This window comes from Nocardia sp. MDA0666 (assembly GCF_003023875.1).
In the GTDB taxonomy this organism is placed as follows: Bacteria; Actinomycetota; Actinomycetes; order Mycobacteriales; family Mycobacteriaceae; genus Nocardia; species Nocardia aobensis.
The window spans coordinates 1-24,137 of sequence record NZ_PYHT01000011.1 but is presented as its reverse complement, the minus strand read 5'-3'; the positions used below and the strand labels follow the sequence as shown (position 1 = coordinate 24,137).

At 68.7% G+C, this 24,137-nt stretch carries 19 protein-coding genes; 11 read left to right on the top strand and 8 right to left on the bottom strand.

Going from position 1 to position 24,137, the window contains the following annotated elements; all coding sequences use genetic code 11:
• Positions 1-56: 56 nt before the first annotated feature.
• Entirely contained in the window at positions 57-512 is a 456-nt protein-coding gene (locus C8258_RS17010) for a GNAT family N-acetyltransferase (RefSeq protein WP_106956018.1), read from the bottom strand.
• Between the two features lie 74 nt (positions 513-586).
• On the opposite strand from C8258_RS17010, the gene C8258_RS17005 reads away from it, so the two are divergent.
• Together C8258_RS17005 and C8258_RS17000 are read left to right on the top strand one after the other, a co-directional pair.
• Positions 587-1,801 (top strand): site-specific integrase, encoded by a 1,215-nt coding sequence (locus C8258_RS17005; protein WP_106956017.1) that lies wholly within the window; start codon positions 587-589, stop codon positions 1,799-1,801.
• Between the two features lie 578 nt (positions 1,802-2,379).
• Positions 2,380-3,828 carry an amidase gene (locus C8258_RS17000; RefSeq protein ID WP_106956016.1) on the top strand — a complete coding sequence of 483 codons (1,449 nt, stop codon included), beginning with the start codon at positions 2,380-2,382 and terminating at the stop codon, positions 3,826-3,828.
• A 41-nt stretch (positions 3,829-3,869) separates the two neighbouring features.
• Here the strand turns inward: C8258_RS17000 and C8258_RS16995 are convergent, their stop codons facing one another.
• Positions 3,870-4,484 (bottom strand): TetR family transcriptional regulator, encoded by a 615-nt coding sequence (locus tag C8258_RS16995; protein WP_106956015.1) that lies wholly within the window; start codon positions 4,482-4,484, stop codon positions 3,870-3,872.
• Between the two features lie 122 nt (positions 4,485-4,606).
• Between C8258_RS16995 and C8258_RS16990 the strand changes: the two genes are divergently transcribed.
• From C8258_RS16990 to C8258_RS16975, 4 genes are all read left to right on the top strand, one after another.
• Positions 4,607-5,572: an SDR family oxidoreductase gene (locus C8258_RS16990; protein ID WP_106956014.1), complete on the top strand. Its 966-nt coding sequence runs from the start codon at positions 4,607-4,609 to the stop codon at positions 5,570-5,572.
• A gap of 137 nt (positions 5,573-5,709) precedes the next feature.
• Positions 5,710-6,387, top strand: coding sequence for a DNA polymerase beta superfamily protein (locus C8258_RS16985; RefSeq protein ID WP_199195735.1), 678 nt, complete (start codon positions 5,710-5,712; stop codon positions 6,385-6,387).
• Positions 6,384-6,977: a metallophosphoesterase gene (locus tag C8258_RS16980; protein WP_106956013.1), complete on the top strand. Its 594-nt coding sequence runs from the start codon at positions 6,384-6,386 to the stop codon at positions 6,975-6,977. The genes C8258_RS16985 and C8258_RS16980 overlap by 4 nt, the downstream gene beginning before the upstream one ends.
• A 57-nt stretch (positions 6,978-7,034) precedes the next feature.
• The gene (locus C8258_RS16975; protein WP_063063253.1) at positions 7,035-7,676 is read left to right on the top strand and encodes a LysE family translocator; all 642 of its coding nucleotides are present in this window, start codon (positions 7,035-7,037) and stop codon (positions 7,674-7,676) included.
• Between the two features lie 61 nt (positions 7,677-7,737).
• Here C8258_RS16975 and C8258_RS16970 read toward each other — a convergent pair whose 3' ends face one another.
• Positions 7,738-10,038, bottom strand: a complete 2,301-nt coding sequence (locus C8258_RS16970) for a molybdopterin-dependent oxidoreductase (protein WP_106956012.1) — start codon at positions 10,036-10,038, stop codon at positions 7,738-7,740.
• Between the two features lie 166 nt (positions 10,039-10,204).
• On the opposite strand from C8258_RS16970, the gene C8258_RS16965 reads away from it, so the two are divergent.
• Together C8258_RS16965 and C8258_RS16960 are read left to right on the top strand one after the other, a co-directional pair.
• Positions 10,205-11,539 (top strand): family 1 glycosylhydrolase, encoded by a 1,335-nt coding sequence (locus tag C8258_RS16965; protein WP_106956011.1) that lies wholly within the window; start codon positions 10,205-10,207, stop codon positions 11,537-11,539.
• A gap of 105 nt (positions 11,540-11,644) precedes the next feature.
• Positions 11,645-13,339 (top strand): hydrogenase maturation protein, encoded by a 1,695-nt coding sequence (locus C8258_RS16960; RefSeq protein ID WP_106956010.1) that lies wholly within the window; start codon positions 11,645-11,647, stop codon positions 13,337-13,339.
• A gap of 63 nt (positions 13,340-13,402) precedes the next feature.
• Here the strand turns inward: C8258_RS16960 and C8258_RS16955 are convergent, their stop codons facing one another.
• Both C8258_RS16955 and C8258_RS16950 read right to left on the bottom strand, forming a co-directional pair.
• Positions 13,403-14,902, bottom strand: coding sequence for an NAD(P)/FAD-dependent oxidoreductase (locus C8258_RS16955; RefSeq protein ID WP_106956009.1), 1,500 nt, complete (start codon positions 14,900-14,902; stop codon positions 13,403-13,405).
• A 108-nt stretch (positions 14,903-15,010) separates the two neighbouring features.
• The gene (locus C8258_RS16950; protein WP_106956008.1) at positions 15,011-15,283 is read right to left on the bottom strand and encodes a hypothetical protein; all 273 of its coding nucleotides are present in this window, start codon (positions 15,281-15,283) and stop codon (positions 15,011-15,013) included.
• A gap of 270 nt (positions 15,284-15,553) precedes the next feature.
• Here C8258_RS16950 and C8258_RS16945 point away from each other — a divergent pair, with 270 nt between their 5' ends.
• From C8258_RS16945 to C8258_RS16935, 3 genes are all read left to right on the top strand, one after another.
• On the top strand, positions 15,554-16,816 hold the full coding sequence (locus C8258_RS16945) for a KasA/KasB family beta-ketoacyl-ACP synthase (protein WP_106956007.1): 1,263 nt from the start codon (positions 15,554-15,556) through the stop codon (positions 16,814-16,816).
• 104 nt (positions 16,817-16,920) lie between these two features.
• Positions 16,921-18,951, top strand: a complete 2,031-nt coding sequence (locus tag C8258_RS16940; protein WP_106956006.1) for a glycosyltransferase family 39 protein — start codon at positions 16,921-16,923, stop codon at positions 18,949-18,951.
• Positions 18,952-19,033: 82 nt separating this feature from the next.
• A complete protein-coding gene (locus tag C8258_RS16935) occupies positions 19,034-20,392 on the top strand; it encodes a family 1 glycosylhydrolase (RefSeq protein ID WP_106956005.1) in 1,359 nt (452 codons plus the stop codon).
• Between the two features lie 57 nt (positions 20,393-20,449).
• Here the strand turns inward: C8258_RS16935 and C8258_RS16930 are convergent, their stop codons facing one another.
• The 3 genes from C8258_RS16930 to C8258_RS16920 all read right to left on the bottom strand — a co-directional run bounded on the left by C8258_RS16930 (position 20,450) and on the right by C8258_RS16920 (position 23,959).
• On the bottom strand, positions 20,450-21,445 hold the full coding sequence (locus tag C8258_RS16930; RefSeq protein ID WP_106956138.1) for an alpha/beta hydrolase family protein: 996 nt from the start codon (positions 21,443-21,445) through the stop codon (positions 20,450-20,452).
• A gap of 216 nt (positions 21,446-21,661) precedes the next feature.
• A complete protein-coding gene (lexA, locus tag C8258_RS16925; RefSeq protein ID WP_106956004.1) occupies positions 21,662-22,318 on the bottom strand; it encodes a transcriptional repressor LexA in 657 nt (218 codons plus the stop codon).
• 33 nt (positions 22,319-22,351) lie between these two features.
• Positions 22,352-23,959: an LCP family protein gene (locus tag C8258_RS16920; protein WP_233225161.1), complete on the bottom strand. Its 1,608-nt coding sequence runs from the start codon at positions 23,957-23,959 to the stop codon at positions 22,352-22,354.
• Positions 23,960-24,137 lie beyond the last annotated feature (178 nt).

The following is a 24,137-nucleotide window of genomic DNA, read 5'->3' as shown; positions in this document are numbered from 1 at the left end:
ATATTGAAGTGGGAGGGAATGTCTTTCTGTTCTCCTGCTTCCGTTTCGCCCGGCGCTCACAGCGCGCGAGTCATGAACGCACTCGTCCCGGTGTCGAGATAGTCCCCGAAGGCGCCGCAGGCGACGAATCCGCACCGTGCGTACAGCGTCCGTGCGGGCCGAAACGCTTCGCCCACACCGGTTTCCAGGCTCACCCGCACCCAGCCGCGGGCGCGCGCCAGCGCGAGCAGATGCGTGACGATCGCGGTGCCGACACCGTGTCCGCGCGCCGCTTCGTCGGTGTGCATGGATTTCAGTTCCCCGTGCCCGCCACCGAGATCGCGCACCGCGCCCATACCCAGTAGCACCCCGTCGCGGCGAGCGGCGACCAGGGTGAGCGCTGGATCGGCCCACGCGTCCAGGTCGAGCGCGAACACGGCGTCGGCCGGGGTGTGCGCCCGCGCGAAGGCCAGATGGCGGGCGGCCAGCGCTCGCACATCGGCGCGGGCGGGATCATCGGCGGCAACTGTCACGGGCGGCACGGTCGATCATTCTTCCCGGCGCGGACGGGCGCGGCGAACGTCGTTGCCCGGTAACCTGTCTCGCGATGAGCGTCTCACCGGATCCCGTGATCGTCGATATCGCCGTGCCGGAGGCGGTTCGCACCGAATTACGGCGGGGAGTGCGCAGCGTACTCGTCGACACGGTCGCCCTGCGGATGGTGCGGGAGCGCTTCGACACCGAGCAGGCCGGGGCGCTGGGCCGCTATCTGGAGGCCTCGCAGTCGCCGAACACGGTGCGCGCCTACCGATCCGACTGGGTCGGGTGGTCGGCGTGGTGCGCGGCCGAGGCGCGGTGCGCACTGCCGGCGGACGCTCTCGATGTCGCGGTGTATCTGGCCGCGGCCGCGGATGCGCGAAAACCGTCGGGCGAGTGGGCATTCGGGCCGGCCACGCTGGAACGCAAGAGCGCCGCCATCGCCGCGGTCCATGCCGCCAACGGGCTACCCTCCCCCACCCGATCGGATGTGGTGCGGCTGACCTTGCGCGGCATCCGCCGCACGCGTCGCAGCGTTCCCAACCGGAAACGTCCCGTGCTGCTGCACACGCTGGCACAACTGCTGGACGGACTGCCGGCTCCGGGCTGGCCGACCGAGCCGGCCCGCCGACGCGACCGGCTGATGCTGCTCGTCGGATTCGCCGGGGCGCTGCGCCGCAGCGAACTCGCCGGACTCCGCGTCGGCGATGTGGCGGTCACCCTCGATCACCGCACCGGCGAACCCGTGCTGCTGGTGCGGCTGCCGGCGACCAAAACCGATCCGACCGGCGCCGGCGCCCAGTCGGTGGCCCTGCCGCGTGGGGCGCGACCCTCGACGTGCCCGGTGTGCGCCTTCGCCGAGTGGATCGACCTGCGCGACATCCACGCCGCGGGCGGCACCGACGATCTGCGGTCCTGGACCGAGCGCGCCTGCGCCACCGGCGATATCCACCGCTGCCACGGCTTCACCGGCGCCACCCGCGTGGATGCGCAGGCCCCGCTGTTCCCGCCGGTGTCGCGGCACGGCGGTATCGGCGCGCAGCCGATCTCGGGACGTGCGGTGGCCGAGCTGGTGAAACGCTACGCCGCACGGGCGGGACTGGATCCGGCCCTGTTCTCCGGACATTCACTGCGCGCCGGATTCGCCACCCAGGCCGCACTCGGCGGCGCCAGCGACCGCGAGATCATGCGCCAGGGCCGCTGGTCCAACCCGCGCACCGTGCACGGCTATATCCGCACCGCGAATCCCCTGGAGGACAACGCGGTAACCAAACTCGGGTTGTGAATCCGGACCTGGTTCGAAGTGCATCGAATGCACCTCTGGGAATTGCGGCGCCGAAGGCTGACCCACAGGTCTGTGGAATTCACCCTCCGGTGAGTAGTCGTGAAATTCGTGTCCGCCCCGAGTAATTCCAGCGTTCCCTCGACAAGGTACAACCTTGTATTCCATGCAACACCATGGAGTGAGCCGATCCGCCCGATGCGGCACACCTTTGTGCTGCGGCTGGCGGAGGGCACCCCGAATCTGTGGTCGTCGATGTGATCCCGGCCGACTCTTGATGCAACGACCTGCGATTTCCCGCCCTGCACGGATTCGCGTGTCTCGCCGTCCGTCGTGACCGGCCCTCCGGCCGAACGGTCCGCGACCGGAGTCGAGACGCGGTAGCCGTTGTGACATCTGTCTTGTTGTGCGAAAGGGCATTTCATGGCCTGCACGCCTCGCGTCGTGCGCAGCGTACGCCGTGACCTGGGATATGACGGAACGCATGCGTCGATTCGCCCCGAAGGTCGATCCGTTCGAATTTGCGCTTTGCGTGAAGAAGGGTTTTATGCCCCCTGCGACGGGCCCATACCGTCGGATTCATGGAGCGGAACTTTCAGTCAGCCGAAGAAATCGTGGCGGCAATGCGTGCGGGCGAGGTGACCTCGGTGGAACTGACCGAGGACGCGATCGCGCGTATCGAGCGCGAGGACAAGGCGATCAACGCGATCTGTGTGCCGACCTTCGACCGTGCGCGGGCGGCCGCGCAGCGTGCCGACCAGGCACGCGCCCGTGGTGAGGACCGCGCGCTGCTCGGTGTGCCGGTGACGGTCAAGGAGTCCTACGACATCGCCGGGCTGCCCACGACCTGGGGCATACCACAGCACGCGAACTACATACCGACCGAGGACGCGGTGCAGGTATCGCGGCTGGAGGCCGCCGGCGCGGTGATCCTCGGCAAGACGAACGTGCCCGAGATGCTGCGAGATATCCAGAGCTTCAACGAGATCTACGGCACCACCAACAATCCGTGGGACCACGACCGTACGTCGGGTGGATCGTCCGGCGGTTCGGCGGCGGCCTTGGCATGTGGATTCGGCGCGCTGTCCATCGGCTCGGACCTCGCCGGTTCGCTGCGCACCCCCGCGCATTTCTGCGGCATCTACGCGCACAAGCCGACCCTCGGGCTGGCCCCGACCCGCGGCATGGTCGCGCCGCCCGCACCGGCATTGCCGGTCGATCTCGACCTGGCTGTCACCGGTCCGATGGCGCGTACCGCTCGCGATCTCACGTTGCTGCTCGATGTGATGGCCGGACCGGACCCGCTGACCCACGGCGTCGCCTACGACCTCGCACTGCCGCCCGCGCGCCACGATCGGCTGGCCGACTTCCGCGTACTGGTCCTCGAGGAGCATCCGCTGATTCCGACCGGATCGGCGGTGCGGGCGGGCGTGAACCGGGTCGCTGAGGCGCTCGTCGACGAGGGCGCCCGGGTCGAACGGCACAGCCCGCTGCTGCCCGATCCGGCCGAAGCGGCGACGCTCTACATGCAGCTGATGCTGTCGAATGCCGCCGCGGGTCTTCCGCTCGAGGTGTATCGAGAGCTGCAGACCCGAGCCGCCGCGTTGAGCGCCGACGACCGGAGTCTCGATGCGGCGAGGCTGCGCGGCATGGTGCTCAGCCACCGAGACTGGGTGGGGGCCGACAACGGTCGCGAACTCCATCGCCACGGCTGGCGGCAGCTGTTCGCTGAATTCGATGCCGTGGTCTGCCCCATCACACCCACTCCCGCCTATCCGCACAACCACAACGGTGGGCTGGAGGACCGGCACATCGACATCGACGGCGTCGAGTACCCGTACTTCGACCAGCTCGTCTGGGCCGGTATGGCCACCATGCCCGGCCTGCCCGCCACCGCTGTACCCGCGGGCCGTTCCCCCGAGGGCCTGCCCGTGGGTGTCCAGCTCATCGGTCCGATGTTCGAGGACCGCACCCCGCTGCGGCTGGCCGAACTGCTCGAGGAGAAGATCGGCGGCTTCCGGGCACCGTAGCGCGCACCGATCGTCGGCGGCGGTCCCCCACCGCCGCCGGCTCACTTCGGATCCGGGACCCGACCCGATCTCCCCTCTCGATCCGCCCGTGTCAGTATGTCGGCGGCAAGGCCGCGCAGGTCGTCGAAGGCCCGGCGGAGACGCGCCTCCAGATTGTCCGTGGGGTCGTCGATCCAGGCTCGGACCGCGTGTTGATAGGCGGCCCAGCCGGTGCGAGCGGCCAAGTCGGCCGGGCCGGCGTCGATACCCCGTTGTCGTAGCGCCTCCGCCACGGCATCGGTGAGCCCCGCGTGTTTGGCCAGCTCGCGTTCGCGCAGTGCCGGTGTCACGGCGATGACCTTCCACCGTGGATCGGAGAACGGGCGGTTGCGTTCCAAGTTCCGAGCCGACTCCCGGAAGGCGCGCAGCAGAACCTCGAACGGGCTCAGTCCCTGGGGCGCTTCGACAACTGCCTGCATCAGGGTGGTGCGCAGGTCGGCTTCACCGTCGAAGAGGACTTCGCGTTTGTCGGGGAAGTGCCGGAAGAAGGTGCGCTCGTTGACCCCGGCCAGGGCGGCGATCTCCGCGGCGGTGGTCTGGTCGAATCCCCGTTCCCGGTACAGCCCGAGGGCCGCCTGTTGCAGGCGGCGACGCACCTCTGCTCCGCTTCGTGGCATTCGCCGAGCCTACCGCGATGCGTCAGTGACCGGCACAACGTGGTGCCAGTCACTGACACTTCCCGTAGAGTCAGTGACTGACACTACTTAGCGTCAGTCACTGGCGCAAAAGGGAGAGTTCCATGCATGTCTTCGTCACCGGCGGCACCGGTCAGACCGGACCCGCTGTCGTCGCCGAGCTCATCGCGGCCGGTCACACCGTGACCGGTCTGGCCCGCTCGGAGGCCGCAGCCGCCCGGCTAAAATCGTTGGGCGCGACACCGCATCGCGGCTCCCTGGACGACCTCGACAGCCTGCGCAGCGGCGCAGCGGCCGCCGACGGCGTCTTGCACATGGCCTACGGGGGCGACTACGCGGATCCGGATGACCTCATCCGCCGCGACTGCGCCGCGATCGAGGCGCTCGGGCAGCCGCTGGCCGGCACCGGCAAGCCCCTTGTCAGCACGTCGGGCACCTTGGTGACCAGGGCCGGGCAGGTCAGCACCGAGCAGGAGGCGCCGGACCCCGATTCGGTCGCCGCTTTCCGCATCGCGGGCGAGCAGAGCTGTCTGAGTCTCGCCGGATCGGGGGTGCGCGCCAGTGTGGTCCGACTGGCGCCGACCGTGCACGGACCCGGCGATTACGGGTTCGTTCCGGCGCTCATCGCGGCCGCGCGCAGGGCAGGCGTCTCGGCCTACATCGGCGACGGCGCCAATCGGTGGCCCGCGGTCCACCGTGCCGACGCCGCGGTCTTGTTCCGGTTGGCGCTGGAGAAGGCGCCCGCCGGCAGCGTGTTGCACGGCGTCGGCGAAAGCGCTGTCACGATCAGAAGTCTCGCGGAGCAGATCGCGCACGTGCTCGACATTCCCACCGCTTCGTTGACCCTCGAACAGGCCGCCGCGCATCTGGGGAACCCGTTCCTGGCTCGATTCTTCTCCCTCGACGTCCCGGTCTCCAGCGAACACACCCGAGCGTTGCTGGGGTGGGCACCCGAACACGCGACATTGCTCGACGACCTGCGGACCGGCGACTACTTCACCCCACAGGCCGCCCTCCGCGCCGAACAGGTGTGGCTGTCGCACGGCTGGCACGAGCGCAGCCACAGCTGACCTGCCTCCCTACGCGGATCGGCCGCCGGAAATTCGTGTGCGCGCAGCCGTTCGCCCGCACTATCGTTGCCTCTCCGGCGATCGTGCCGGTGAGCTTCGGGGAGCCTGCGACAGGGCGTACGGATGGGGGTGGGCAGGTGCGGAATCTGCTGTTGGAGGGAGTGGTCGGGTCGCAGGCGTACGGCTTGGCGACCGCGGGCAGCGATACCGACTATGCCGGGATCTACGCGGAACCGACGAACGCGCTGCTGGGTTTGCATCCGCCGGCGCGAACCAGCCGCACCGGCCGCGACGGCGACGACGCCGTCTACCACGAGATCGGCAAGGCGATGACGCTGATGCTGTCGTGCAATCCGACCGCCTACGAACTGCTGTGGCTCGACACCTACACGGTCGCCACGGATTTCGGACGTGAACTCGTCTCGCTGCGTGGGTGTTTCGCGTCGGCGAGCCGGGTCCGTCGTGCGTATGTCGGGTATGCGGCCGCGCAGCTGCGCGATCTGGAGCAGCGCCCGCATCCGTCGCCGGAGCGGCGCGCCAAGCAGGCTCGGCACACGTTGCGGCTGCTGTGGCAGGGACATCAGCTGTATACCACCGGTTTCCTGCCGATCCGGGTGCCGAATCCGCAGCGCTATCTGGATTTCGGGCAGCGCGCCGCGGTCGACGGGGCGACTCGGGTGCGGGCGGTGCTCGGCGAGTACGAGGCGGCTTTCGCGGAGGCGACCTCGGCGCTTCCGCAGGAGCCCGACGAGGAACCGATCGAGTCGTTGCTGCAACGCATCCGGCGCGCCCATCTGGAAGAGGAGACACTGTGAGCGAGGTGTGGTTTCTCGCCGACCCGCACGTGGGCCATCGTCTCGTGTCGGGCCTGCGCGGATTCGATACGCCCGAGGAGCACGATGCCGAGCTGGCGCAGCGGTGGGACAGCCGGGTCGGCGCCGGGGATCAGATCTGGGTGCTCGGTGACATCTCGGTCGGCGGGACACGGGCGCAGATGGCCGCGCTGGAGTGGATGTCGCGGCGGCCCGGGGAAAAACATCTGGTGGCGGGCAATCACGACGGCTGCCATCCGATGCGCAGCCGGGCCCATCGGTGGCAGCGGATCTATCTGGAGGTGTTCGCCTCGGTGCAGCAGTCCGCGGTCCGCAGGATCGACGGTCAGCGAGTGCTGTTGTCGCACTTTCCGTTTCACGGCGTCGCCGACGGTGACCACACCGCCGAGAGTCGATTCGAGGAGTGGCGGCTGCCCGCGACCGGCGACAATGCCGGGCGCTGGCTGTTGCACGGTCACACCCACAGTTCGGTGCGGGTCCGCGGCCGCATGATCCACGTGGGTCTCGACGCGCACGATCTGGCGCCGGTGCCGGTGGACTGGGTGCGCGAGGTCATCGCGGGAACGAGCTGAGGAACCTGCCGCGGAAAGCGGTGGCCGGTCTCGGCTTCCGCTCGTTATGGTCGTCGCATGGTGGCGCCCGATCATCTGCTCGAATTCGCCGGACTGGCGTTGGTGCTCGTCGTCGTTCCCGGGCCGAGCGTCCTGTTCGCGATCACCCGGGCGATCACGATCGGGCGGCGGGAGGCGCTGTTCACCGTGGCTGGTAACGCGGTCGGGGTCTACCTGCAGGTCGCCGCGGTGGCCTTCGGGCTCGGGACAATCGTTGCGGCGTCGGCCACCGCCTTCACCGCGGTCAAACTTCTGGGTGCGTCCTACCTGATCTATCTGGGCGTTCAGGCGATCCGCCATCGTGCCGGTCTGGCCGAGGCTTTCACCACGGAGGCGCCCGCGATCCGGCGCGGCACTGTGTCCATGCTGCGTGACGGCCTCGTCGTCGGTTTTGCCAACCCGAAGTCCGTGGTCTTCCTCGCCGCGCTGCTACCGCAATTCGTCGACCCGGACGGGTGGGTGCCGGGGCAGATGCTGGTGCTCGGCCTGTGTATCCCGTTGTTCGGGTTGATCTTCGACTCCACCTGGGCACTGACCGCCGGCGCGGCACGCGCCTGGTTCGCGCGTTCGCCACGGCGACTCGCCGCCGTCGGCGGAGCCGGCGGGCTCGTGATGATCGGACTCGGTACCAGCTTGGCGTTGACCGGCCGGAAGGACTGACCGGATCATCGGCACACCACCGGGTTGACAACCGGAGTGAATGTTCCTGTCCAGCAGCCGGTTACAAGCTGTCGTGGTCTGCCACGATCTGCGGTGGACTGAGCACCGTCAGGTTCGGCACCGCGCCGTGATAGGCCTCGATCTGCACGAGCGCCAGTTGTCCCGTACTGCCCTGGCTCAGCGTGGAGGAGGGGCGGTCGGCGGTGAGCACGTTCGGGTTGCCGTGCCGGCAGAACGACGGATCTTCCGGATCCGGGTCGTACCAGGCCCCGGTGGACAACTGCGCGATGCCCGGTGCGACCGCGTCGTCGACGACGAGCCCGGCGAGGCAGGAGCCGCGGTCGTTGTACAGGCGCACGATGTCGCCGTCGGCCACTCCCCGCGCCCGCGCTTCCGACGGGTGCAGCCGCACCGGTTCGCGGTCGCGGATCTTCACCGACCGGCTGTGCGCGCCGACGTCGAGCTGGCTGTGCAGTTTGGTACGCGGCTGGTTGGCGACGAGCTGCAGCGGAAACCGTTGTGCCGCAGCGCCACCCAGCCATTCGTCGGGCTCGATCCAAACCGGGTGCCCGGGGCAGTCGAGGTAGCCGTAGCCGGCGATGGTCTCGGAGAAGATCTCTACGCGACCGGAGGGTGTCGGCAGCGGATGCGCGCCGGGGTCGGCACGAAAGTCCGCGAACACCACCTGCGGCGGGTCGGCGACGGGCAGTTCGATACCGGAACCGGACCAGAACCGGTCGAAGTCCGGGAAGTCCCGTCCCCGTTCGCCCAGGTCGGACAACCATTGCCCGTACAGGTGCCGCAGCCAGTCGCCCGTGGTGCGTCCCTCGGTGAATTCCTTACCGGTGCCGAGTCTTTCGGACAATTCGGCGAGGATGTCGTAGTCGTCGCGAGCCTGTCCGTGCGGGCGGGTGAGGGCGGGCATGGGGAACAGGATGCCGTCGTTGTCGCCGGTGCCGTAGTCGTCGCGTTCGATGGTCATGGTGGCCGGCAGCACGATATCGGCGTGGCGGGCGGTGGCGGTCCAGAACGAGTCGTGGACGACGATGGTCTCGGGCCGGTCGAACGCGCGGCGCAGACGGGCCAAGTCCTGATGGTGGTGGAAGGGGTTGCCGCCTGCCCAATACACCAGCCGGATATCGGGATAGCGCAGCTCGCGCCCGTCGTATCGGAACGCTGCGCCGGGCGCGAGCAGCATATCCGCGATGCGCGCGACGGGAATGAAGCGGTCGATGGGGTTGGCGCCCTGCGGAAGTCGCGGCAGCGGCAGCGTGCGGCTGGGTTCGCCGATGCTCGCCGAAGAGCCGTAGCCGTGGCCGAAACCGCCTCCGGGCAATCCGATCTGGCCCAGCATGGCGGCCAGCACCACACCCAGCCAGGTCGGCTGCTCCCCGTACTGCGCTCGCTGCAGCGACCAGCTCACCGTCACAAGGGTGCGCGCCGCGGCCATCTCGTGTGCCAGCGTACGGATGCGTTCGGCCGGCACCCCGGTGATCGCGGCGGCCCACGCGGGATCCTTCACGACGCCGTCGGCCGTGCCGCGCAGATATCGCGCGAACTGTTCGTAGCCGACGGTGTGGGAATTCAGGAAGGCGGTGTCGGTCAGGCCATCGGCGTCGAGAACCTGGGCCAGCGCGAGCATCAGGGCGGCGTCGGTGCCCGGTCGCGGGGTGATCCACTCCGCCTCCGCGATATCGGCGGTGTCGTCGCGCAGCGGGGCGACGGTGACGAACCGGCAGCCGCGCCGCCGGGCCCGCTCGATCCAGTCCCTGTTGTGGTGACGGGAGACACCGCCCGGATTGACCGCGGCGTTCTTCGGCGAGATACCACCGAAGGCGACCACCAGTTCGGTGTGGTCGGCGATCACCGATTTGGCGGTGAAGCGTCCCAGCAGCGCGAACAGGTCCCCCACCACGTAGGGCAGCAATACCGTGGAGGTCCCCAGGCTGTAGCTGTTGACGTGGCGCACGTAGCCACCGAGGCAGTTCAGGAACCGGTGCAGCTGGCTCTGGGCGTGGTGGAAACGTCCCGCGCTGGCCCAGCCGTAGGAGCCGCCGTAGACGCCTTCGGGGCCGAATTCGGTGTAGACGCGGCGCAATTCGCCGCTGAGCAGATCGAGGGCCCGGTCCCAGCTCACCGGGACGTAGGCATCGCCGCCGCGTCCGGATGCGCCCGGCCCGTGTTCGAGCCATGATTTCCGGACGTAGGGCCGATCGATGCGGGTCGGATGATGTTGCGCCGAAGCCACATTGCCGATCAGCGGGGTGGGCTCCGGGTCGCCGGGCCAGGGCCGTACCGCGGTCAGCCGCTCACCGTCGCTGACGGCGTCGAACGCTCCCCAATGCGTCATATGCGTGACCATGGCCGCCACCCTAGCCGCGCGCACCGACAGTGTTCGACCGAATTCCGCAACATCTGGACACTCGCCCAATTGCGGGTGAGAATGACTGCGCCGCGTCCGGCCCTGCGGAAGCGGTGACCGGGGTTACCGTTGCCGGACCGTACCCCGCCGGATACCGAGGAGTTCGATGCGCAATCTCAGCCGTCGCCAGGCTTTCGGTCTGCTCGCCGCCGGGACCGCCGCCGCCGTGGCCGGTCCCGCCGCCTTCGCCCAGGCCCGCCCGGCCGCACCGGCCACCGTGCCGAATCTGGGCGCCGACTTCCTGTGGGGTGTGGCCAGCGCCGGATTTCAATGCGAAGGCCATGCGCCCGACAGCAACTGGCTGCGGTACGTGGCCACGCATCCCGACTACGACCGCTACCACGATGCGGTCGATTTCTTCACCGGCTATCGCTCCGATATCGGCCTGGCCGCCGGGCTCGGCGTCGGCGTGTACCGCATCAGCGTCGAATGGGCACGGGTGCAGCCGCGGCCGGGCGAATGGGACGAGGCCGGATTCGCCTTCTACGACAGCGTTCTCGACACGATGGCCGCGCACGGCATCCGCCCGATGCTGACGCTGGATCATTGGGTGTATCCCGGTTGGGCCGCCGACCGCGGCGGCTGGGCGCATCCGGCGATGCTCGACGACTGGCTGGCCAACGCGCGGACGGTGGTGCAGCGCTACGCCTCTCGCGATCCGCTGTGGGTCACGTTCAACGAACCGGCGTTCTACATCGTCAACGAAACCCGTAACGGCGGGCTGTCGCCGGCGGACGTCCCGGCGATGCAGCAGCGACTGATCCAGGCGCACAACACCATCTACGACGACATCCATCGGGCGCAGCCGGGCGCCATGGTGACCAGCAATCTCGCCTACATCGTCGGCACGGCGGAACCGGTGGTCAACGGCCCGATGATCGACGCTATCGCCGCGAAACTCGACTATGTCGGCATCGATTACTACTACGGCCACACCCCGCAGGACCTGGCCCGGCTGTCGCCGGAGGACCTCGACCGATTGTGGAAGATGCCGCTGCAGCCCGAGGGCGTCTACTATGCGCTGGAATACTATTCGCGCCGATTCCCCGGTAAGCCGCTGTATGTGGTGGAGAACGGCATGCCGACCGAGAACGGTGCGCCCCGCCCCGACGGCTACACCCGCGGCGACGATCTGCGCGACACCGTGTACTGGCTGCAGCGTGCCAAGGCCGACGGCATCGACGTGATCGGCTACAACTACTGGTCGATCACCGACAACTACGAATGGGGCAGCTACACACCACGCTTCGGTTTGTACACCGTCGACGTGCTGAGCGACCCCGCCCTGACACGGCGCCCCACCGACGCCGTGGACGCCTATCGCGCGATCACGCGGGCCGGAGGTGTTGCCACGGACTACCGTCCCACGCGCGGCCCGGTGGCGTGTTCGCTGGTCGATATCCCCGGCAGCTGCGCCGATCCGGTGACCGTGCCGCACTGATCTCCCCCACCGGGTATACGGGCACCGGGCGCTGGGCTAGTTTCGGAGGGGCAAATGTTGCGGTCCGGTCACGGACCGACGAACCACCCTGATGGAGGACAGCTCGTGCGCATCCTGTTGGTCGCCAGCGCATTCAACAGTCTCACCCAGCGAGTGCATGCCGAATTGCGGGAACGCGATCACGAGGTCGGAGTCGAGCTGGCTCTCGGCGACGACCTGCTCCGCGCCCGGGTCGCACGCTTCCGGCCGGATCTGATTCTGGCGCCGATGCTCACCACGGCGATTCCCGAGGATGTGTGGACCGAACATCCGGTGTTCATCGTGCATCCGGGGCCGATGGGTGATCGGGGGCCGTCCTCGCTGGACTGGGCCATCACCGAGGGCGCGACCCGATGGGGTGTGACGGTGCTGCAGGCGGTGGCGGAGATGGACGCCGGTCCGATCTGGGCGTCGGTGGGATTCGATGTGGCGCCGTGCGGTAAGAGCGAGTTGTATCGCAACGAGGTGTCCGACGCGGCGGTCGAGGCGGTGCTGACCGCGGTGCGCCGCTTCGCATCCGGCGACTACGTGCCCGAACCGCTGGACCACGACCGCCCCGATGTCACGGGCCGGCTGCGGCCGTTCCTCACTCAGCAGGTGCGCCGCATCGATTGGGCCACAGCCGATACCGCGACCGTGATCCGCACGCTGCGCGCGGCCGATTCCCAGCCGGGTGTGCTGGACGAACTGTTCGGCCGCGAATACTTCGTCCACGGCGGTCATCACGAGGACCGGCTGCGGGGTGAGCCGGGTGCGGTGATCGCCACCCGCGACGGCGCGATCTGCCGGGCCACCGTCGACGGTGCGGTGTGGTTGCCGCAGCTGCGTCCGCGTCGCGTGCCGGGCGGACCTGTGACGTTCAAGATGCCGGCCACCGACGCACTGGGCGCCGATCTGCCCGCCGGAGTCCCCGAGGTACCGGTCTCCGCCGCGGAGGCGGCGGTGCGCGACACCTGGTCGGAGCTGCGCTACCACGAGGACGCGGGCGTCGGATATCTCGAATTCGCCTATCCCGGTGGCGCGATGGACACCCGGCAGTGCCGGCGGCTGCTGGCCGCCTATCGCGAGGCCTGCGATCGGCCGATGGATGTGCTGGTGCTGGGGCCGCGGCGCGACTTCTTCTCCAACGGTATCCATCTCAACGTGATCGAGGCGGCCGCCGATCCGGCCGAGGAGTCGTGGCGCAACATCAACGCGATCGACGATGTGGTGGAGGCGATCCTCACCACCACCGACAAACTGGTGATCGCGGCGCTGGCGGGCAATGCCGCCGCCGGTGGGGTGATGCTGGCCCTGGCCGCCGATCACGTGTGGTGCCGGGAATCGGTGGTGCTCAATCCGCACTACCGGCTGATGGGCCTGCACGGTTCGGAGTATTGGACCTACACGCTGCCGCAGCGGGTGGGCCCGGAGGTCGCGGCGCAGCTGACCAGCCGCACCCTGCCGGTCGGGGCGCGGGCCGCGGCGCGAGTGGGGTTGGTGGACAAGGTGTTCGAGGGCTCCACCGAGCGGTTCCGGGCACAGGTTCGCCGCGAGGCCGAAATTCTCGCGGCCGCACCGGAGTTGCAGAATCTACTGCTGGCGAAGAAACAGCGCCGCGCGGCCGACGAGGCGGTGCGGCCGCTGGCGCGGTATCGGGCCGAAGAGCTCGCGCATATGCATCGCAACTTCTTCGGCGACGGCGAGTCCTATCACCGGTTGCGGCGCGAGTTCGTCGCCAACACCAAGCCGCCCGCGACTCCCCCGTATCTGCTGGGCTGAGGTCTCGGCCGTCCGGTCGTGGCGTGCGCTGCCGCGACCGGACGGGGTTCCGCCGGAACAGGTTCAGGCGGAACGGGATTCGACGACCGGGCGAGCGGCCGCCGAACGAGTGCCGAAGCGCAGGATGCCGTCTTCGAGATCGGCTTTGCGCAGCAGCGCGCGGTCGCGGTAGTAGTTGTTGATGACCTTCCACGGACCGCGGCGGCCCTGACGCGGCATCACCGCGTCGCCGCGGGCGATGTAGCCGGAGGTCAGCGCGCCGCCCATCATCGACTCGGGCGCCCGGTCGGCGTCCTCGGCTTCGGCGACGAAGCTCGAATACCCCTTGGCCTTCATGTGATTGAGCAGCCGGCAGAAGTATTCGGCGGCCAGATCGGCCTTCAACGTCCAGGAGGCGTTGGTGTAGCCGATGATCATCATGGCGTTGGGCAGCCCGCTCATCAGCGCGCCCTTGTAGGCGACCAGATCGCGGGTCGCGATCGGGGTGCCGTCGACATCGATCGCCGCGCCGCCGAGCATCTGGATGTTGAGCCCGGTCGCGCTGATGATGATGTCGGCGGGCAGTTCCTCGCCGGATTCCAGGCGGATGCCGGTTTCGGTGAAGGTCGCGATGCGGTCGGTGACGATGGAGGCCCGCCCGCTGCGCAGCACCTTGAACAGGTCGCCGTTGGGCACGATGCACAGCCGCTGATCCCACGGGTTGTAGCTGGGGCTGAAGTGACGCATGTCCACGTTGGGTCCGACGGCGACCCGCACGGCCTGCAGCAGCAGTTTCCGCGACAGGGCGGGGTTGCTGCGGGAGAGGGCGAAGCTGGCGCGCTGCAGGGCGATATTGCGGGCTCGGCCGGTCTTGTAGGCCAGCGCGGCGGGCAGTTTGGCCTTCTTCATGCCGACCGCGACGGGGTCCTCCGCGGGCAGTGGCGCGATGTAGGTAGGCGAGCGCTGCAGCATGGTCACGTGCGCGGCGTCCTCGCTCATGGCCGGGACCAGTGTGATCGCGGTGGCGCCGCTGCCGATGACGACGACGCGTTTGCCGCGGTAGTCCAGATCCTCGGGCCAGTGCTGGGGGTGCACGATCTGCCCGCCGAAGTTCTCCTCACCGGGGAACTGCGGACGGAAACCCTTGTCGTAGTCGTAGTAACCGGTGCAGCCGACCAGGAAGTTGCTGGTGTAGGTCTCGGTGTCGCCGGTCTGTGCGTCGACGGCCTCGGTGGTCCACAGTTGCTCGGCGCTCGACCAGCTCGACTTCACGACCTTGCGGCCGAAGCGGATGTGGCGGGTGACGCCGTATTCCTCGGCGGTGTCGGCGATGTACTGGCGGATGTGCGGTCCGTCGGCGAGCACCTTGGTGCCGATCCAGGGGCGGAAGCCGTAGCCGAAGGTCAGCATGTCGGAGTCCGAGCGGATGCCCGGGTAGCGGAACAGGTCCCAGGTGCCGCCGATCGCGCTGCGCCGTTCGAGGATCGCGTAGCTGCGTCCGGTGTTCTCCCGGCTGAGATGGCAGGCCATCCCGATCCCGGACAGGCCCGCACCGATGATCAACACGTCGACATGCCGCGTCATTGAGGTATCCGTTTCGTCCGAATGTCAGCCCGGACCTCGCCGTCCGGATACCCGAAGGTTACGTGTTATTTCTGGTTACGTCTAGTCGCAGCAGAGTCGGCGGCGCGGTCAGTGCATGGCCGCGCCGAGGATCTCCCCCGCTCCCGCGGTGGCCAGCCCGATCGCGACGACACCGACGGCCACCCGCGACACCGTGGCTCGCGCGACCCCGCGCCGGTTCGCCAGATGGATCCAGCAACCAACCGCGATCGCCGTTGCCAGCAAATGCAACCAGATGAGATTTCGCAGCAGCGCCGTCGTCACCCCCGCGCCCGGTGGAGCCTGCGGCCCCACATTGTCCAGCTGAGCTGTGAATACGTCGTGAACAGCGTTGACAGTCATCTCGGGCACGCCCTTCCCTAGCCCGTCCGGTCGGGCGCACCGCTGCGGACGCACCCATCCGTGACCCTCAACGGTACCCCTGCGGCAAATTTCTGGCATCTTGGTTTCTCGCACCCCTGAGAGCGGTGGGAGGGCTACGCTGACCGAGGCGCACCCACCGCCCGCGCGGCGGGACGGGCGGCCGATGACGGCGAGGTCATCGGCGCTCGCGGGTGCTGCCGAGTTTCGTGTCCGGGGAAATGAGGGACCGACAGGGAGGAATCGACGACCGTGCGCACGCTCGATACCGGTTTCAACACCCGCAACGGCGGCTTCCGCGAGGTAGTCGTCACCGCGCTGGAAATCACCACCTCCATCGGCGCGGATACCGAAAGTACGTGGCAGGCGCTGCTTTCCGGCGCCAGCGGGATCAAGGTCCTCACCGATGAGGAAATCCTGCGCCAGGATCTACCGAATGCCATCGGCGGCAAACTGATCCACGATCCCACCACCGATCTGGACCGGGTACGCAAGCGCCGCATGTGCTACGTCCAGCAGATGTCGTACGCGATGGGTAACCGGCTGTGGGAGACCGCGGGTGCGCCCGAGGTCGACAAGGACCGCCTCGGCGTGTGCATCGGCACCGGCCTGGGCGGCGCCGACGTCATCGTCGACGCCAACGACACGATGCGCGAACACGGCTACCGCAAGGTGTCGCCGTTCGCGGTGCCGATGAGTATGCCCAACGGCGTCTCGGGCGTGGTCGGCCTGGAGATCGGTGCGCGCGCGAGCCTGGTGACGCCGGTGTCGGCGTGCGCCTCGGGCAACGAGGCGCTGGTGCACGCGTGGCGCTCGATCGTGCTGGGCGAGGCCGACATCGTCGTCGCCGGCGGGGTCGAGGGCTACATCAATCCGATGGCGATCGCGGGATTCACCATGGCGCGCGCGCTCAGTTCCCGCGTCGACGAACCCGAACGGGCGTCGCGGCCGTTCGACCGCGATCGCGACGGTTTCGTCTTCGGCGAGGCGGCCGCGCTGCTGCTGGTCGAATCGGAGGAGCATGCGCTGGCACGCGGGGCGAGACCGCTGGCCCGGCTGCTCGGCGCCGGATTGACCGCGGACGGCTATCACATGGTCGCCCCCGATCCGGAGGGCCTGGGGTGTGCCCGGGCGATGCGCCGGGCCATCGAGACCGCGGGCGTGGCCGCCGCCGATGTCGATCACGTCAACGCCCACGCCACGGGCACCTCGATCGGCGATCTGGCCGAGGCCAAGGGCATCGCCGCCGCCATCGGCACCCACCCGGCGGTGTACGCGCCGAAGTCGGCGCTCGGGCATTCGGTGGGCGCGGTGGGCGCGCTGGAGGCCGCGATCTCGGTGCTGACACTGCGTGATCAGGTCATTCCGCCCACGCTCAACCTCGACAACCAGGATCCCGAGATCGACCTCGACATCGTGCGCGACAAACCGCGGCACACCGATGTGGAGTTCGCGATGAACAACTCGTTCGGATTCGGCGGCCACAACGCGGCGGTGCTGTTCGGCCGGTACTGACCGCGACGGATTGCGGCGTCCGATTCGCCCGATCGCACCGAACTCACAGCAAGTTCCAAGGGTTCGGACAGGGTGGTCACCGGATCGGCTGAGACGCTCCCGCGGTGACAGTGACGACTGCCGACACCGCCGTGCCCGTATCGCCCGAATCGGCTCGTCCGCCGGATCCGGATCTGCCGCCGCCACGGCGCCGGGACCGGATCGTGCTCGCGCTGCTGCTGGTCGCCACCGCGGCCGCGTATCTGTGGAACATCACCGTCAACGGGATGGGCAACGGGTTCTACGCGGCGGCGGCCTGGTCGGGGTCGCGCGACTGGAAGGCGCTGCTGTTCGGTTCGCTGGACCCGGCCAACTTCATCACCGTCGACAAGCCGCCGGTCTCGCAATGGGTGATGGGGTTGTCCGGGCAGCTGTTCGGCTTCTCCAGCGCCTCGATGCTGATTCCGCAGGCGTTGATGGCGGTGGCGGCGGTCGCGCTGATGTACGGCGCGATCGCCCGCGCCACCGGCAGCCGCGGCGCGGGCCTGCTGGCGGGTCTGCTGCTGGCCCTGACACCGGTGGTGGCGTTGATGTTCCGGTTCAACAATCCGGACGCGGTGATGGTGCTGCTGATGACCGCGGCCGCCTACTGCACCGTGCGCGCGTTGCGGCACGCGAACCCGCGCTGGCTCGTATCGGCCGGTGTCGCATTGGGTTTCGCGTTCCTGGCGAAAATGCTCGAGGGGCTGATGGTGCTGCCCGCGCTGGGTGCGGCGTATCTGGTGGTGGCGCCGGCGGGATTCGGCAAACGGATCGTGCATCTGCTGGCCGCGGCGGTGGCGCTGGTGGTCTCGTCGGGGTGGTATGTGCTGCTGACGATTCTGTGGCCCGCCGATTCCCGGCCCTATCTGGCGGGTTCCAAGGACGACACGTTCATGGATCTGGTGCTGGGTTACAACGGTTTCGCCCGCTACCTCGGACACAACCACGCCGGGCGCAAACCCTTCGAACTGCCCCCGGGCTACGAGTTGCCGCATCTGGGTGGCGGGAGCGGCGGGTTCGGGTCGGGTCCGGACCGGTTGTTCACCGGCGAGATCGGATTCGAGATCTCGTGGCTGCTGCCCGCGGCCGTGCTCGGTTTCGTCGTCGTGCTCGTCACGCGGTGGAACACGCCGCGGACCGATATCGTGCGCGGGGCGGCACTGGTTTTCGGGCTGTGGCTGTTGATCGACGGGGTGGCGTTCTCGGCGATGAAGGGCGGCATGCACGCCTACTACACCCTGGCCATCGCGCCCGCGGTGGTCGGCAGTTTCGTCCTGGGACTGGCCGAGGTGTGGCGGTGCCGGGACCGGGCGTGGGGCCGGGCCGGGGCGGCGGGACTCGTTGCGGCCGGCGGTGTCTGGGGTTTCGTGCTGCTCGACCGGAATCCGGACTGGCAGCCGTGGCTGCGGTGGTCGATCCTCACGGTGACCGTCGCGGCGGCCGCCGCCCTGCTGGTGACAGTGCTACCGGCGGTGTCGCGCCGGGCGCCCGCCCGCGCGGTGGCGGTGGCCGTGGGCGCCGGTGTGCTCGCCGCGACGGCCGGGTCGAGCGCCTACGCGGTGGCGACGCTGCCGCAGTCGCATACCGGCGGCAGCCCGGTCGTCGGGCCGGCACGTCCGCAGCTACCGCAGGCGCTGAATCCGTTCCGCAGCCAGATCGGCATGCTGATGGGCGGCACCGACACCGATCCGCACCTGGTGGAGATGTTGCGGGCGACGCATACGACGTGGTCTGCGGCCATCGACCGCTCGGGACCGGCGGCCGGGCTCGAACTGGCCAGCCGCACACCGGTGATCGCCATCGGTGGATTCACCTCCGAGGATCCGGTCCCCACCGTGGCGGGATTCCAGGACCTGGTCCGCGACCACCGGATCACCTACTATCTGGCGCCCGAGATGAAGCTGCCGGACTCGTGGCGAACCCGCGACCAGCACCGAACCCCCGGCGCCACGCCCACCCCGGCGACCGCGCACAACCCGTCGGCCGCACCAGCGGAGCCGGAATTGTGGCATCCGGTCGGCAACACCGATATCTATGCCTGGGTGGCCGCGCATTACACGCCGCAGCACCTCGGTGGCCTCGAGGTTTTCGACCTCACCGCACCACCGCACTGATCACGATGTGAGGGGCCGATCGCCCGCTCGACACGCCCTTGCGCACACCGGAATTCAGCAATCTCACAGCTACGATTGCTGGATGCGAGAGCCGAACCGCCGCCAGGTGCTGGCCACCGGCCTGGCAGCAGCAGCCGCACTGCTGCTGCCGGGCCGCGCGGGCGCCGACCCCGTCCGCCGGGCGGCGTCGGCCCTCGCTCCCCTGGGCCCCGACTTCGTGTGGGGGGTGGCCACATCCGGGTTCCAGACCGAAGGCCAGGCCCCCGACAGCAACTGGACCCGCTACATCGCGACCGGCGCGGCCGAACCGTATCGGGATTCGGTGCGCTTCCTCGACACCTACGCCGACGATATCGAGCGCGCCGCGCAGTTGGGCGCGAAGAGCTTCCGGATGAGTATCGAATGGGCCCGGGTACAGCCGCATCCCGACGAATGGGACGACCAGGCGTTCGCCGGCTACGACCGGATCGTCGACGCCGTCTACGCCGCGGGCATGACCCCGATGCTGACCCTGGATCACTGGGTGTATCCGGGCTGGGCGGCCGACCGCGGCGGCTGGCGCAACCAGGGCATGGTCGACGACTGGCTGGCTAACGCGCGGAAAGTGGTGCAGCGCTATGGTTCTCGCGATCCGATCTGGGTCACCGTCAACGAACCGGCCGCCTATCTCGGCACCGAGATCCGCATCGGCGCCCTCTCCCACGAGGAGTGGCCGGCGGCGATGGACCGGCTCGCGCAGGCCCACAACCGGATCTACGACGATATTCACGCCGCCTATCCGAAGGCGATGGTCACCAGCAACATCGGCTATGTTCCCGGCGTCGACACCGAGGTGAATCAGCCGTATATCGACCAGGTGCGCGACAAACTCGACTTCGTCGGCGTCGACTACTACTTCGGCCCCACCCCGGCCGCGGACGGTTCGCCGGCGACTTCGGCCGGTGCGCCCGCCATGTGGGAGTTGCCGCTGCAGACCGAGGGCGTCTACTACGCATTGCGCCGCTATGCCCGCCAGTTCCCCGGCAAGCCGCTGTATGTGGTGGAGAACGGGATGCCGACAGAGGACGGCAAACCCCGCCCGGACGGCTACACCCGCGCCGATCAACTGCGCGACACCGTGTACTGGATCCAGCGTGCCAAGGCCGACGGTATCGATGTGCGTGGCTACAACTATTGGAGCCTCACCGACAACTACGAATGGGGCAGCTACACCCCGCGTTTCGGCCTCTACACCGTCGATGTCACCTCGGATCCGGATCTGGTGCGCCGGCCCACCGACGCGGTCGAGGCGTTCGCGGCGCTCGTCCGCGCGGGCGGGGTGCCCGCCGATTACCGGCCCACCCGCGCCCCTGTCGGGTGTTCTCAGGTCGATCCGCCGGCCAGTTGCGACGAGCCGGTGATGCTGCCCGGCGCGGATCCGGCTGCCACGCCGTCACCGTAATCGCCTGCCGCCGGGTCCGGCAGTCCGTAGGGGACGGTCGAACCCGGCGGTGGCCACTCAGGCGGGAAGTTGCAGCCCGGCCGCGAGGACCGGCCACGACTGGATCAGCGCGTCGTGCCAGTAGCCCCAGGAATGGGTTCCGGTCGGCGTGAAGTCGTAGGTCGCCGGAATGCCGAGACCGTCGAGCTTGGCCTGCAGGTTGTGGCTGCAGTAGTTGACCGCGGCTTCGATCACGCCGCCGATGATCACTTGATTGGCCAGTCCACCCGGTCCGGGCAGCGTGTAGGGCCCGTTGAGGGTGTCCCACTGTCCGGGCAGCCCGGATCCGCTGGAGATGAACAGGTTCAGCCCGCGCAGCTGATCGGCGTGCACGTAGGGATCGTTGGCCGCCCACATCGGATCGTTCTGCGGCCCGTACATGTTCACGGTGTTGCCACCGCCCCACACGTTGACCGCGAGATTGACCGCGGTGTAGCCGACAGGGTCGCTGATCTGGGCGCACCCGCTGTAGGCGGCCACCGACTTGTACAACCCGGGTTTGGCGATCGGCAACTGCAGCACCGAGGTGCCGGAGGTGGACAGCCCGGCGATGGCGTTGAGGCCGTTGGTGCCCATGGCGCCGTCGATGATGGGCGGCAGTTCCTCGGTGAAGAACGTCTTCCACTTGTTGACGCCCAGCTTCGGATCCGGCGCGCGCCAGTCGGTGTAGTAGCTCCAGGCGCCGCCGACGGGCTGGACGACGTTGACGTCCTTGTCGGCGAGGAACTTCAGCGCGTCGGGCGCCTTGTTGTCCCAGGTGGCGCTGTCCTCACCGCCGCCAGCGCCGTTGAGCAGGTACAGCACGGGACGCGGTGTGGAGGCGTCGGCGGGTCGCTGCACGTTGATCGTGATCGGTTTGTCCATGGCCGCGGAGTACACCTGCAGGGTGACGTTGCGGCCGTCGACGACGGAGAAGCCGACGATCTTCGATCCGTCGGCGGACACCGGATGTGCCAGCGGCGCACCGGAATCGACGACCGGATCGCCTGCGGCGGCGGCCGGTCCTGCCGCCATGCTCGCCGATACCGCGGCCAGAACTGCCGCGGCCGCCACCGTCGCGACCCGGGTGCGCCGCCGCACCCGGTATCGCCCCGCAAATCTGCCCGCCCGATTACTGCTCGCCACGTGCACCTCCGAATCCCGTTCGGTCTTGCGCGGTTGCCTGCCTGGGCAGACTAATTCAGCGGCAACCGTTTGGCGATCGGTCCGGCGGGCGCGTCGAGCAGCTCGTCACATTCGGCGCATCACCGACACGACCTTGCCGAGCACGACCGCGCGGTCACCGTCGATCACCTCGTAGGCCGGATTGCGGGGTTCGAGGTAGACGTGGCCGTTGCGCCGGCGATACACCTTCACGGTGGCCTCGTCGTCGATCATGGCGGCCACGATGTCACCGGAGTGGGCCTCGTGTTGCTGCCGCACAACCACGATGTCGCCGTCGCAGATCGCGGCGTCGATCATCGAATCACCGCGCACCCGCAGCCCGAACACGGTTCCGCGCCCGACCAGTTGCCGCGACAGGGTGAGCTGGTCGTCGGTGTGTTCCTCGGCGAGGATCGGGGTGCCGGCGGCGATATCGCCCACCACCGGCACGGTCACCGAATCCTGTTCGCCGCCACGGCTTTCCGCAGGTGCGAGGAACAGGCGCACATCGATGGGCCGGGAGACGCTCGCGCTGCGGCGCAGGAATCCCTTGTCCTCGAGGTCTTTCAGGTGTTTCGACACCGACGAGCCCGATTTCAGTCCGACGGCGGCCGCGATCTCCCGCGACGACGGCGCATACCCGTTGCGCTGCACCGCATCCCGGATCACGCCGAGGATGCGCCGCTGCCGCTCGGGCAGCCGGGAGGTGTCGAGGTGGTCGTATGCGTCGTCGTATCCGGTCACCGGAGAATCGTAGACGGCCGCCGCGGCGGCGCCTCAGTTCACGCAGGGTATGTCGGATCCGATGCTGGTGGTGACCGGCTTACCGGAGTCGGGGCGGTCGTCGGTGGTGGCCGTGGTCGACGCCGAGCCGCCGCTGCTGGTCGTGGTGAGCCCGGTCGTGGGGTCGGTGGTGGTCACCGTCGACGCGGAGGAGGTGAGGCTGTCGGGCATGCTGAAATCGCTGCCGATGACGATCTTCACCGTCCCCGGATCGAGGGATTTCGATGCGGCCGTGGGCAGTCCGCCCAGCATGTCGGCGGCCTGGGTGGCGTCGGTGTCGGCGCCGGAGCCGAAGTACACGACCGAACTGGATCCGTCGCTGTAGGTGGCGTTGCCGACGTTGCCCTTGCGGAAGCCCTTGTCCACCAGCGCCGCGGACACCTTGGCCGCCATTCCACCGGCTCCGCCGGCGTTGACCACGTCGATGGTGCTGGTGGGGGTGGTGGTCGGAGCGCTGGACTGTGGTTCGGCCACCCCGAAGGCGGTGCGCACGGTCTTCTTGATCGCGGCCGGGTCGACGATGTTGACATCCTGGCCGTCGACGGTGTCGTAGGCCTTCACCGGCAGGGTCTGGAATTCGATCGGAATGGATCCGGCGCGACCGAGGGTCTGGGCGAAGTCGAGCAGGTTCCAGCCCTGGGAGAGCACGATGTCGTTCTGCGCCGCGGCGATCAGGTCCTGCAGTTTGCCGATATTGGTCAGCGTTCCCGAATCCTTGAGCTGTTTGGCGACCGAGGTCAGGAATGCCTGCTGGCGGTGGGTGCGGTCCAGGTCGCCGTTGTCGAGGCCGTGCCGCTGGCGCACGAACGACAGCGCGTTGGCGGCGTCGAGATGCTGGCGGCCCGCGGGGAAGACCGCACCGGAGTAGTACTCGTCGTCGACGGCGTGGTTGAGACAGACGTCGACGCCGCCGAGGATGTTGGCCAGATCGTAGAAGCCGACCAGCGAGATCTCGGCGAATCGGTTGATCGGCACCCCGGTGAGCTGTTTGACCGTCTGCACGATCGATTCGCGCCCGGCCTCGCGGCCCTGGCGTTCGAGTTCGACCTTGTCCTTGACGCCCTGGTTCTCCAGTTTCTGTTCCACCGAGGCCTTTTTCAGCCCGTAGGCCTCCTTGATCTTGGCGTGGTCGTAGCCGGGGATACCGGAGACCGAGACGTAGTCGTCGCGCGGGATGGAGAAGGCGGTGACCTTCTTCAGATCCTTCGGAATGTGAACCAGGATCAGCGAATTGGCGTTGTAGCCGCCTTCGCTGCCGTCACCGGCGTGCAACTGGTCGAGGATGTTCTTGGGCAGGTCGTTGCCGTTCTGGTCCTTGCGGGTGTCCAGGCCGATCAGCAGGATGTTCAGATCGCCGTCGAGCGCGGCCGCATCGGCCTCGCTGATCGCGTTGGACCGGGTGAAACCCTGATCGACGCTGCGCTCGGTGTAGTAGGCCAGGCCGGTGCCGCTGACCACGACCACGGCCGTCACCGCGGCCAGCAGGCGACCACCGACCCGCACTGCCCTACCGCCGCGATTCGGCCGCGGCGGCGGTGCGGTGCGGGCGCGGCGGGCCCGCCGGTTCGGCGGTGGCGCGGCGCCTTCGGCGGCGACGGCCACGGTCTCCGCGGCCCCGGCCGAGCCTGCTGCGGTCGCGGCGGCCGGCGCGGTGCGAGTGGCGCGGCGTCGCGGTTCGATGTCGCCGCGTTCGGGCGCGGGCGGCTGAGCGGGGGCGGGACGACGCCGGGCGCTCGTTTCGGCGGAGGTGGTGTCGGGCTGTTCACGTCGTGGCGGACGT

Bases quoted from the DNA above. Each gene is read 5' to 3' on its own strand.
- C8258_RS17005 (WP_106956017.1), top strand. From the start codon at position 587: ATGAGCGTCTCACCGGATCCCGTGATCGTCGATATCGCCGTGCCGGAG.
- C8258_RS17000 (WP_106956016.1), top strand. From the start codon at position 2,380: ATGGAGCGGAACTTTCAGTCAGCCGAAGAAATCGTGGCGGCAATGCGT.
- C8258_RS16995 (WP_106956015.1), bottom strand. From the start codon at position 4,484: ATGCCACGAAGCGGAGCAGAGGTGCGTCGCCGCCTGCAACAGGCGGCC.
- C8258_RS16990 (WP_106956014.1), top strand. From the start codon at position 4,607: ATGCATGTCTTCGTCACCGGCGGCACCGGTCAGACCGGACCCGCTGTC.
- C8258_RS16975 (WP_063063253.1), top strand. From the start codon at position 7,035: ATGGTGGCGCCCGATCATCTGCTCGAATTCGCCGGACTGGCGTTGGTG.
- C8258_RS16970 (WP_106956012.1), bottom strand. From the start codon at position 10,038: ATGGTCACGCATATGACGCATTGGGGAGCGTTCGACGCCGTCAGCGAC.
- C8258_RS16965 (WP_106956011.1), top strand. From the start codon at position 10,205: ATGCGCAATCTCAGCCGTCGCCAGGCTTTCGGTCTGCTCGCCGCCGGG.
- C8258_RS16955 (WP_106956009.1), bottom strand. From the start codon at position 14,902: ATGACGCGGCATGTCGACGTGTTGATCATCGGTGCGGGCCTGTCCGGG.
- C8258_RS16950 (WP_106956008.1), bottom strand. From the start codon at position 15,283: ATGACTGTCAACGCTGTTCACGACGTATTCACAGCTCAGCTGGACAAT.
- C8258_RS16935 (WP_106956005.1), top strand. From the start codon at position 19,034: ATGCGAGAGCCGAACCGCCGCCAGGTGCTGGCCACCGGCCTGGCAGCA.
- C8258_RS16930 (WP_106956138.1), bottom strand. From the start codon at position 21,445: ATGGCGGCAGGACCGGCCGCCGCCGCAGGCGATCCGGTCGTCGATTCC.